Consider the following 10,947-nt stretch of genomic DNA (forward strand, 5'->3'; position numbering starts at 1 on the left):
GAGGATCGATGTCTGACACCAATCTCACCGATGCAGTAGAGAGCAAGGAACATAAGCCCCGCGGCGGCGTCGCCTCCGATCCTCAACTCATCGTCGGCGCCATTCTCGATGCGCTTCGCAAACTCGACCCGCGTACGCTCTACCGCAATCCGGTCATGTTCGTTGTCGAGATCGGCAGCATCATCACCACGGCATACGCAATCGCCTCAGCCTCGAGCGGCGGCAAGGACCTGGGCTTCTTCGTCGCACTGGCGTTCTGGCTCTGGTTCACCGTCCTGTTCGCCAACTTCGCGGAGGCGATGGCCGAGGGACGTGGCAAGGCCCAGGCGGATGCGTTGCGCAGCTTGAGCACCGACACCACCGCCAACCGTCTGGCGGCATCCGGCGATACCGAGATCGTGGCGGCCTCCGATCTTCGCCGAGGCGACACCGTCGTTGTCGTTGCCAACGAGATCATCCCTGGCGACGGCGACGTGATCGAGGGAATCGCCTCGGTCGACGAGTCCGCCATCACCGGCGAGTCGGCCCCGGTCATCCGCGAGAGCGGCGGCGACCGCAGCGCGGTAACTGGCGGCACGAAGGTCCTCTCGGACCGCATCGTCGTCCGCATCACGTCGGACCCGGGCCAGACGTTCCTCGACCGCATGATCGCGCTCGTCGAGGGCGCCAGCCGCCAGAAGACCCCAAACGAGATTGCGCTCGACATCCTGCTTATCGTGCTGACCATCATCTTCGTGCTCGTGGTCATGACGCTGAAGACGTTCGCAATCTACTCGTCGGGTGATGTGTCCGTCAGCGTTCTCATCGCGCTCCTCGTCTGCCTCATCCCGACAACCATCGGCGGGCTTCTCTCGGCAATCGGTATCGCCGGCATGGACCGCCTCGTGCAGCGCAACGTGCTCGCGATGTCAGGGCGCGCGGTCGAGGCCGCGGGCGACGTGGACGTGTTGCTGCTCGACAAGACGGGCACCATCACCTTCGGCAACAGGCAGGCCGCCGAGTTCCTGCCAGTCTCGGGCGTCACCGAGACCGAGGTCGCCGACGCCGCGCAGCTCGCATCTCTCTCCGATGAGACGCCTGAGGGCCGCTCGATCGTCGTACTTGCCAAGCAGTTCGGCATCCGCGAGCGACATCTCGACGAGGCCACCACGCAGTTCATCCCGTTTACGGCGCAGACGCGGATGAGCGGCATCGACATAGGCGACGAGCAGATCCGCAAGGGCGCAAGCGAGTCGGTGGCTACGTGGGTCGAGTCGCTTGGCGGTACCGCACCGGCCGATCTCGACGGACTGGTGCGCAGCGTGTCCGAGAAGGGCGGCACTCCGCTCGTGGTCTCGCGAGGCAACAAGGCGCTCGGCGTCATCCACCTGAAGGACATCGTCAAGGGCGGCATCCGCGAGCGCTTCGAGCAGCTTCGCGCGATGGGCATCCGCACGGTGATGATCACCGGCGACAACCCGATCACGGCGGCGGTCATCGCCAAGGAAGCCGGCGTGGACGACTTCCTTGCGCAAGCCACGCCCGAGACCAAAATGGAGCTCATCCGCAGGGAGCAGGGGAGCGGCAAGCTGGTCGCGATGACCGGCGATGGTACCAACGACGCGCCGGCGCTCGCTCAGGCCGATGTTGGCGTCGCGATGAACACAGGGACGAGCGCTGCCAAGGAAGCCGGCAACATGGTCGACCTGGACTCCGACCCCACCAAGCTCATCGAGATCGTAGCCATCGGCAAGCAGCTGCTCATGACACGCGGCTCGCTGACGACGTTCTCCATCGCCAACGACGTTGCGAAGTACTTCGCGATCATTCCGGCGATGTTCATGGTGACGCACCCGGAGCTCGCCAAGCTCAACATCATGGGCCTGCACTCGCCCCAGAGCGCGATCATGAGCGCCGTCATCTTCAACGCGCTCATCATCGTGGCGCTCATCCCGCTGGCGCTCAAAGGCGTCAAGTACCGGCCGGTGGGCGCGGGCGCACTCCTTCGCCGCAATCTGCTGATCTACGGGCTCGGCGGAATCATCTTGCCGTTCATCGGCATCAAGCTGATCGATGTCATCCTCGTCGCATTCCACCTCGGTTAGGAGACCGGCATGAGACGCGCACTTCTTATCTCGCTTCGCATGGCGGTTGTGACCGTCGTCCTGACCGGCCTGATCTATCCGCTCGTGGTGTGGGGCATCGGCGCCGTTCTCTTCCCCAAGCAGGCCGCCGGCAGTCTCGTCACCAACCAAAGCGGCACCGTGATTGGTTCTACGCTCATCGCTCAGTCCTTCACTGCCGACAAGTACTTCCACCCGCGTCCGTCCGCGGCCGGTACCAACGGATACGACCCGATGGCCTCGGGTGCGAGTAACCTCGGGCCGACCAACGCCAAGCTGGTCGACAACGTGAAGCGGCTGGTCGGCCTGGCCGAGCGTGCGGATCACATCAAGCCAGGCTCCGTCCCGATCGACATGGTTACCAGCTCGGGCAGCGGGCTAGACCCCGACATCTCGCCGGACAACGCAGCCCTGCAGGTTGCTCGCGTCGCCCAGGCGCGAGCGCTGACGCAAGACGCGGTCAAGCAGCTCGTGGCGAGGTATACGTCCGGGCGCGACCTCGGGTTCCTCGGCGAGCCTCGGGTCAACGTGCTTGAGCTCAACCTAGCCTTGGACCAGGCGAAGTAATGGCTGACAGCGAGAGCCGGTGCGCTGCGCCTCGCGGGACGCACCGGCTCTATCTCGGATACGCCCCAGGTGTGGGGAAGACCTACGCGATGCTCGTCGAGGCCAGGCTGCGTGCGGCGCGAGGCGAAGGCGTGGTCGTAGGCTACCTGGGGCCGCATGTCCGGCCTGAAACAAAGAAGCTGTCCGAAGGCATGGAGACAATCGCACCATTGCGTGTCGTTTACCACGGCAGCGAGTTCGCCGAGCTGGACACCGATGCCGTCGTCGCCCGGCATCCGGAATGGGCCGTGATCGACGAACTTGCGCATTCGAACGTGCCGGGGATGGAGTGTGAAAAACGATGGCAGTGTGTCGAGCAGATTCTCAATGCGGGGATTGGCGTGCTCTCGACGCTCAACGTACAGCATGTCGAGAGTCTCAACGACTACGTCTATCAGGTGAGTGGCGTTCGCGTCGCCGAGACAATCCCGGATGAGTTCGTCGACGCGGCTGATGTGATTGTGGTCGACATCGACCCGGAGGATCTGCTCGTCCGCCTCAAGCATGGCGCGGTGATGCCCGCTGATGAGGTCCGGCCAGCGCTCATGCATTTCTTCCGGAAGCGCACGCTCGTGGCGCTGCGCGAGCGGGCGTTGGCGGTCCGCTCTTCACATTCGCGGATCATAGGTAGCGTCTGTGACGAGTCGTGATGGGCTTTTGCGCTATCGTGACCGATGGCTGGTGCCTACGACGGGAGGACGAGTTTGACCGCGGATAGCTTGGGCAAGCCGGGCTGCCACAAGGTGTTTCTGGGTTACGCCGCCGGCGTCGGCAAGACATACACGATGCTCGCCGAGGCCCAGCGTCGCCGTGCGCGCGGCGAGGACATCGTGATCGGCTACGTCGAGCCGCACCTGCGCCCAGATACGCTTGCAATGGTCGAGGGTCTCGAGATCGTGCCGCCGAAGCTCATCGACTACCACGGCGCTACTTTCACGGAGCTCGATACCGACGCGGTCATAGCGCGACATCCCAAGAGCGTGCTCGTCGACGAGCTGGCGCACACCAACGTGCCGGGCACTCGACACGAGAAGCGCTGGCAGTCGGTTGAGGAGCTTCTCGACGCCGGGATCAATGTGCTCTCGACCGTCAACGTGCAGCACCTTGAGAGCCTGAACGACACGGTGTGTACGATCACCGGCGTGTGCGTGCGAGAGACGGTGCCCGACCGAGTCTTGGACCAGGCTGATGAGGTCGAACTCGTCGACGTGCCACCCGACGCGCTGATCAACCGTTTGCGTCGGGGCGCGATCTACGCGCCCGACAAGGTGGACCAGGCACTCAGCAACTTCTTCCGCCGAGGCAACCTCGTTGCACTTCGCGAGATGGCGCTCCGTAAGGCCGCCGAGGAAGTCGACGACGACCTGGAGGAGTTCATCGCCTCGCACGACGTCGACAAGACGTGGGGAGCGGTAGATCGAGTGTTGGTCGCCGTCACAGCGCGCAAGCAGAGCGCGAAGTTGGTGCGCCGAGGCTTTCAACTCGCGCACAGGCTCGACGGGGACATGTGGGTCATTCTGGTCAAGCCGGCCGCCGTACTTCTCGGCGCGGGCGAGCAAGAGGCGGTCGACGAGATCCGAGCCCTGACCGAGGAGCTCACTGGCAACTTCATCGAGGTGAGCAGCGAAGACACCGCGACCGGCATCATCGAGTTCGCGCGCTCGCATCAGATCACGTTCATCGTGATGGGCCAGTCAGTGCGTGGGCGGCTCGACGAGATCCTTCACGGGTCCATCGTCAACCGCATCATGCGCGAGACTCGCAATATCGACGTAGTCATTGTTGCCGAGTCGAACTCGACCGAGCCGCAGTAGGGCGAGGCGGGTCCGGCTTCAGCTCGGTGTTTTGTTGCGTTGCAATCAGAACGAGAAAGGACCTCGGCACACTCGCCGAGGTCCTTCTTGAGTCAGAAACGAACAGCTTAGAAGTTGTTCCAGTGGTTGGTGTTGTCGTGCGTCCACGTCTGGTTCGAGTAGCCAGTGCCGGTCGGTCCTTGGAACTCGATCCCCGTGCTCGTGATCTTCATCGAGTAGTTGTGACCGGCGCCGCCGGGGCCGTTCCAGCTGACCGTACCGTCACCGTTGTCGGTGAGGCCCACGCCAGCGGTACCAGTGTCGCCGCGAGAGCCACTGTCTCCACGGGCACCCTGAATGCCTTGGTAGCCAGTGTCGCCACGTGCGCCTGCCACTCCGGCAGTACCAGTATCGCCCTTGGCGCCCTGATAGCCCTGATAGCCCTGGACACCGGTGTCTCCGCGGTCGCCCTTGGTACCCTGCAGGCCCATCGAACCTGCGAGGCCCTGTGCGCCCTGATAGCCCTGCGTGCCTTGGTCGCCCTTCAGGCCCTGGAAGCCCTGAATTCCGGCGAGACCCTGCGCGCCCTGGACGCCCGTATCTCCGTGGTCGCCCTTGAGACCCTGGGGACCCATGAATCCTGCAAGACCCTGCGGGCCTGCGTCACCGTGGTCGCCCTTGGAGCCCTGAAGACCCTGGAAGCCCTGGAAGCCTTGAAGACCCTGATCGCCCTGAGCACCCTGATCGCCCTTGGAACCCTGAGCGCCCTGAACGCCGCGATCGCCTTGGTCACCGCGATCGCCTTGGTCGCCCTTCAGGCCCTGGAGACCCATGAAGCCCGCGAGACCCTGCGAGCCTTGATCGCCCTGAGCCCCTTGGTCGCCTCGGAGACCTGGGAAGCCCTGGTCGCCCTTGTCGCCCTTGGAACCCTGCGAGCCATCATTGCCCTGCGAGCCCGTCCAACCCTGGTCGCCTTTGTCGCCCTTGGAGCCTTGCGAGCCTTGATCGCCCGCCGAGCCCTGGTCGCCCTTGTCGCCTTGGTTGCCCTTGTCGCCGGGCAGGCCCTGCCAACCCTGGTCGCCTTGGTCGCCCTTGTCGCCCTTCGAGCCCTGCCAGCCGGCAGTACCCGTCGAGCCAGCCGCACCGGCAGGCCCCTGAGCGCCAGTTGCGCCAGTCTCACCCGTGGCGCCGAGAGCACCGGTTGCACCGGTGTCTCCCTTGTCGCCCTTCACGCCCTGCGCACCGGACAGACCTGCGGAGCCCCAGGCGATTCTTGACTCGCCCTTTTTGAGCTTAGCGGTCTTTCCAGTGAGGACGCGTAGAACACCGGTCTTCTTGTTGTACGCAGCCGATATGCTGCCGTTCGCTGCGAAGGCGCCGGTCGAGGCAAGCAGAACCGCGACTAGAGCAGACACAATCGCAATCGTTATCGCCTTGGATCCGAACGCCTTGCGCGCAATATCCCCAGCTTTGGAGAACATCCCCCACTCCCTCCCACGACCACCCCGGTCCGGGAGGGCGGCTTTGTTGGCCCACGCATGATCCCTGCTGGCCTAGCCGTACACCGTCTGGCGCACTCGATCCGGCGAATGCGCAGGGACGGACTTGGAACACAACTCTATATAACATATCGGCAGCTAGCGCGGTTACTTTAGCGCCATCTGCGGGGCCATCGGGAAGAACGTACGAATCGGCGCGACCCAGTCTCCCCACTGGCCGTCACGTCTCGCCCCCTATCTCACCCGTTACCCGCCAGATGGGTTCTCGAAACTTGCGAGGCTGTGTTGGAGGCTACTGGTGGGTGCCGGGGACGAATCCGTCGGCCGCGGTTGGTCCAGCCTGCACGTCGATCGCGAATCCTCCGCCCAGCGAGTACAGCAGTCGACTGTTCAGGTACACGAACGCGCCTGCCGGATACTGCTTCATCGAGCCTGCGTAACCTACGGCGATGTACGGCGCCCCAGCAATGACGTTCTGGCCCGTCGACGACTTGAAGTCGGACAGCTGCTGGGCCGTCGGCACGACGCGTGTGAAGTCGACCGCGAAGCCCTCGGATCCGGCCGAGCCTGACGCGATAAGCGATACGGCCTGGTTGCGGGTTATCCCGGCCCAGTCCCAAGCCTTGGCATACCGCTGAATCGTCGAGGTGGGGTAGTTCTTCCACACATCGGCGGAACTGGTTGGCTCCGGGGAGAGCCACGTGATCTTCGACTGAGGCGTGATGTTCGGGAAGTTCTTGAGGGCCGGCAGCGCTCCGTCTTCCGCGCTCGCGCGATTCTTCGCCCACGTGGTGTCCTCAAGCTTGCGGAAGTAGCGGTTGGTTGTGGCTGCGGCCGCGTCGCGCGTGTCGAGTTCCGTGCTATCGAGCTTGGTTATGTCGATGACGTGGATGAGCTGGCCCTGCGTGATCGAGAGTTTGTCGGTGCCGATGACGCTGTATGTCACGGCGTTGCTGCCACTTGAGTCTGCCACAGGCAGCACCAGTTGGGTGTCCGAGATGAACTCGTAGGGCTGGCCCGTCACGTCCTCGTACCACGTGCCATGCAACCTGGACGCAGTCATCTTCTCGGGAGAGCACGCTGTCATTGCGAGGCACGCAGTTGCCAGTAGGGCGGCCGCAAGCAGGAGGCGAAACATCTTGCGTGAGGACATGTCGTTCCCTTCGTGCCGTAAGCATGCATGACGCGGTGTCCAAAGCGTAGCAGGAAGCGGCGCCTCTGTGGCGCCTCTCGGCGGCGGAATCCCGAGACGAAAAAGAGCGGGCCCCGGCATCTTGCCGGGGCCCGCATGCGATTGACGCTCGAACTACTAGAAGTTGCTCCAGTGATTGGTGGTGTCGTGCGTCCACGTCTGGTTGGAGTAGCCCGTGCCGGATGGCCCGTGGAACTCGATTCCGGAGCTCGTGATGCGCATCGAGTAGCTGTGGTTGGGTCCGTACCAAGAGACCGTCCCATCGCCGTTGTCGGTCAGGCCGACACCAGCAGTACCTGTGTCTCCGCGCGAGCCCTGGTCGCCACGGTCACCCTTGAGGCCCTGGATGCCCTGGTCGCCACGGTCACCCTTCGGGCCAGCGGTGCCGGTGTCACCCTTGGCGCCCTGATAGCCCTGGAAGCCTTGGACACCCTGGTCGCCCCGGTCACCCTTGAGGCCCTGAAGGCCCTGAATGCCCTGGAAGCCCTGCAAACCCTGGAAGCCCTGGATGCCCTGGTCACCCTTGTCACCCTTTAGACCCTGGAGACCCTGGAGGCCCTGGAAGCCCTGAGCACCCTGAGCACCCTGGTCGCCTCGATCACCCTTCAGACCCTGTGGGCCCATGAGCCCCGCAAGGCCCTGCGGACCCTGGTCGCCTTGGTCGCCCTTGTCGCCCTGCAGCCCTGGGAAGCCCTGGAAGCCGCGGTCGCCCTGGGCACCCTGGTCGCCCTTGTCACCCTTGAGGCCCTGGAAGCCCTGAAGGCCCTGGGCACCCTGGTCGCCCTGGTCGCCTTTGTCGCCCTTGAGACCTTGGAAGCCCTGCGGACCCTGAGCGCCCTGGTCGCCCTTATCGCCTTGGTAGCCGCGGTCGCCCTGGGCACCTTGGTCACCCTTGTCGCCCTTTAGCCCCTGCGGGCCCATGAGTCCCGCAAGGCCCTGGGCACCCTGGTCGCCCTTGTCGCCCTTGTCGCCCTGCAGGCCCGGGAACCCCTGGAACCCCTGATCGCCCTTGTCACCCTTGTCGCCACGGTCGCCCTTGTCGCCCTGGAAACCCTGGTCGCCACGGTCGCCCTTGTCGCCTTTGTCGCCCTGCCAGCCGGGGGTGCCGGTTGCGCCTTGGTCACCGCGCTCGCCCTTGGGGCCCTGGAAGCCGATCGTACCGGTTGCCCCTGTCGCGCCAGCCGGACCGGCAGGACCGGTAGCGCCAGTCGCACCCGTCGGGCCCACCGGGCCCTGCGCGCCCTGGTCGCCCTTCTCGCCCTTGTCACCCTTGTCACCTTGGGTGCCTGCGAGGTTCCAGGCGATGCGCGTTTCGCCCTTCTTGAGCTTGGGTGTCTTGCCGGTGAGAACGCGCACCACGCCGGTCTTCTTGTTGTAGGCAGCAGAGATGCTGCCGTTGGCAGCGAGTGCGCTGGTTGTCGCAAGCAGGATTGCGAGAACCGCAGACACAATCACCACCGATAGTGCTTTGGATCCAAATGCTCGACGTGCAGCCCCACTAGCTCTTGCCAGCATCGCTAACTCCCCTCCCGCGGCGCCACCCGATCCCACGAACGGCGTCCTGTCCCATCTTTGAAACCAGCGCCTGCCATACGTCAGACAGTCGCTCGCGCGTATGCGCGGAAGGAATGTACTCAGTGCGGACTGCATACACTCCCATATTGGCTATCGGCTCTTACCCATCATACTTTAGCTTCTACCCGCGAGAATTTCTCGCGTATCGCCTCCAGCTGTCCTTAATCGTACCAAAATCTATGAGATTTGTGCACAGGCGCGTTCGCTCTCCTCAGAGCACCTCCCGTCCCCAAGCTGAGACCGTCTGTCCCCGATATAGGTTAGGAGTGCGGGCGCTGGTCCTCCCAAACGTGGTAAGGTCACTTCATATACTCAAGCGCAGGCACGATGGGACGGGGCGCCAGGCCAATGCCACTGCGGGGTGTGCGACCTCGTGCGTTGATTGGGGAATCCAAAGGGGAGCCAACGGGTTTCCGCGACGAGCGAATGCAGGCGTAGCTGCTGCGTTCCACGAGCGCCGATTCCTGCACCGCCTCTGGACGCGAGCATGGATACGGGGGGTGTCTTGCCGGCACATGTCTCCGGCCCGCTGGGGAGAGGGAGAGCACATGGACCGCTCACGGGGTTGTCTGCAAAGCAACGAACCGACCGGAGCCAGACGTCTGTCGACCGTCGGCCTTGAGTGGCTCCCGGCATTCGCAACTGCCACTGGCATGTCGAATGACCCCCTGAGCGTGGGACATTCCTCTGCTGATTCACGTCCTGATGCGAGCACTGAGAGCCGTACGGAATGGGCCGGCCGATGGCTGGTCCGTGTCAAATCCACAATGGAGGCACCGATGGACCGCACGAGGAGTCTTGCGAAGACCGGTTCGCTTATGGCGTTGTGGGTGACACTCATGTGTGCCCTGATCGGAGCCGGGATTGCACCTGTCTCGGCATTCGCGCTGTCGAGCGGCCCGAACAACGCGGGGGCTGGCGCGAGCGGGGGCAGCGGCACCGCGTGGTCGAACCCCGGCAACATCACGACCGTAGGTTCGCCGTACGCGACGTGCGCGATTCCTTCGAGCAGCAACAGCGCACAGCTGCGGGCCACAAGCTATGGCTTCAGCATCCCGACGACCGCGGTGGTCGACGGAGTCTCGGTCACGATCAACCGGCAGAGCAGCAACAGCTCGAACCTCCAGGATGCGGTCGTCCAGCTCACCAAGGACGGAAGTACGCTCGTAGGCTCGAACTTGTTCTCGGGCACGACGTGGCCCACCTCGCTGACGACGGCTTCGTACGGCGGCACGAGCAACTTGTGGGGAACGACTTGGACCCCTGCCGAGATCAACGCCAGCACATTCGGCGTAGTACTCCAGGCCCAGAACACGAGCAGCTTCTCCACAAGAACCGGAACCGTCGACTACATCCAAGTCACCGTCACCTACCATATGGACACGACGCCCCCCGCCACCGCATCTGTGACCTCACCTGCGAGTGGATCGATCTACGCCGGTGCCGGCGTTCCAGCATCGTTCTCGGGCTCCGCCGCCGATGATGCGAGCGGCGTTGGCCTCAACGCGAACAGCACGACGTTCACGCTGCAGCGTCCCGACGGCCAGTACTGGAACGGCGTGAGCTGGGGAGCGAGTGCATTCCCGCTCGGCACCGCGCATAGCGCAACTACGGCAGGAACCACCGCAAGTTGGACAAGCACCTCCACGCTCCCGCCGGAGTGGAACCTTCTTCCCGATGGTGTCTACACGGTCACGGCAACAGCCAAGGACAAGAGCGGCAACTCCTTCACCGGCTCGGCTGTCACTTTCACACTCGACAACACAGCACCGGCAACCGCGACGGTTACGACGCCTGCCGATCTTTCAAGCTGGCGTGCAGGTACTATGCCCGCAACGTTCTCGGGGTCCGCTGCCGATAACGCCGGCGGCGCGGGGCTGAACGCCAACTCGACGTCATTCACTCTGCAGCGCCCGAGCGACAACTACTACTGGACCGGCTCGGCATGGCAGGCTTCGGCAGCCTATCTGGCTGCTACGAATACGGCAACGACCAGCGGGTCGAGTGCGACCTGGACAAGTTCGGCCACGATGCCAGCGTGGAGCACGCTGAGCAACGGCGTATACACGGTCACGGCTAGGGCGACCGACAAGGTGGGCAACACGTTCACCGGCACGGCTGTAACCTTCACCCTCGACCGCACAGCACCAACGACCGCCTCGGTGACCACGCCCGCGAAC

At 64.1% G+C, this 10,947-nt stretch carries 8 protein-coding genes; 5 read left to right on the plus strand and 3 right to left on the minus strand.

From position 1 onward, the window contains the following. Positions 1 to 8 precede the first annotated feature (8 nt). Genes kdpB through P4L93_10165 form a run of 4 tightly spaced genes read left to right on the plus strand, consistent with a single transcriptional unit; the run spans position 9 to position 4,522 of the window. A complete protein-coding gene (kdpB, locus tag P4L93_10150) occupies positions 9 to 2,084 on the plus strand; it encodes a potassium-transporting ATPase subunit KdpB (protein MDR3687304.1) in 2,076 nt (691 codons plus the stop codon). A 9-nt stretch (positions 2,085 to 2,093) separates the two neighbouring features. Further along, positions 2,094 to 2,669, plus strand: coding sequence for a potassium-transporting ATPase subunit KdpC (kdpC, locus tag P4L93_10155; GenBank protein MDR3687305.1), 576 nt, complete (start codon positions 2,094 to 2,096; stop codon positions 2,667 to 2,669). Continuing rightward, a complete protein-coding gene (locus tag P4L93_10160; GenBank protein ID MDR3687306.1) occupies positions 2,669 to 3,358 on the plus strand; it encodes a hypothetical protein in 690 nt (229 codons plus the stop codon). Before kdpC ends, P4L93_10160 begins: the two co-directional genes overlap by 1 nt. 54 nt (positions 3,359 to 3,412) lie before the next feature. Then, positions 3,413 to 4,522 (plus strand): universal stress protein, encoded by a 1,110-nt coding sequence (locus P4L93_10165; GenBank protein MDR3687307.1) that lies wholly within the window; start codon positions 3,413 to 3,415, stop codon positions 4,520 to 4,522. Positions 4,523 to 4,629: 107 nt separating this feature from the next. Here P4L93_10165 and P4L93_10170 read toward each other — a convergent pair whose 3' ends face one another. The 3 genes from P4L93_10170 to P4L93_10180 all read right to left on the minus strand — a co-directional run bounded on the left by P4L93_10170 (position 4,630) and on the right by P4L93_10180 (position 8,641). Then, on the minus strand, positions 4,630 to 5,982 hold the full coding sequence (locus tag P4L93_10170) for a collagen-like protein (GenBank protein ID MDR3687308.1): 1,353 nt from the start codon (positions 5,980 to 5,982) through the stop codon (positions 4,630 to 4,632). Between the two features lie 310 nt (positions 5,983 to 6,292). Further along, positions 6,293 to 7,153 carry a hypothetical protein gene (locus P4L93_10175; protein ID MDR3687309.1) on the minus strand — a complete coding sequence of 287 codons (861 nt, stop codon included), beginning with the start codon at positions 7,151 to 7,153 and terminating at the stop codon, positions 6,293 to 6,295. A 156-nt stretch (positions 7,154 to 7,309) separates the two neighbouring features. Then, positions 7,310 to 8,641 (minus strand): collagen-like protein, encoded by a 1,332-nt coding sequence (locus P4L93_10180; protein ID MDR3687310.1) that lies wholly within the window; start codon positions 8,639 to 8,641, stop codon positions 7,310 to 7,312. 905 nt (positions 8,642 to 9,546) lie between these two features. On the opposite strand from P4L93_10180, the gene P4L93_10185 reads away from it, so the two are divergent. Further along, positions 9,547 to 10,947 (plus strand): hypothetical protein (locus P4L93_10185; protein MDR3687311.1); only part of this gene is annotated, 1,401 nt, incomplete at its 3' end.

It is taken from the genome of Coriobacteriia bacterium (genome assembly GCA_031292615.1).
In the GTDB taxonomy this organism is placed as follows: domain Bacteria; phylum Actinomycetota; class Coriobacteriia; order Anaerosomatales; family JAAXUF01; genus JARLGT01.

Bases quoted from the DNA above. Each gene is read 5' to 3' on its own strand.
- kdpB (MDR3687304.1), top strand. From the start codon at position 9: ATGTCTGACACCAATCTCACCGATGCAGTAGAGAGCAAGGAACATAAG.
- kdpC (MDR3687305.1), top strand. From the start codon at position 2,094: ATGAGACGCGCACTTCTTATCTCGCTTCGCATGGCGGTTGTGACCGTC.
- P4L93_10160 (MDR3687306.1), top strand. From the start codon at position 2,669: ATGGCTGACAGCGAGAGCCGGTGCGCTGCGCCTCGCGGGACGCACCGG.
- P4L93_10170 (MDR3687308.1), bottom strand. From the start codon at position 5,982: ATGTTCTCCAAAGCTGGGGATATTGCGCGCAAGGCGTTCGGATCCAAG.
- P4L93_10175 (MDR3687309.1), bottom strand. From the start codon at position 7,153: ATGTCCTCACGCAAGATGTTTCGCCTCCTGCTTGCGGCCGCCCTACTG.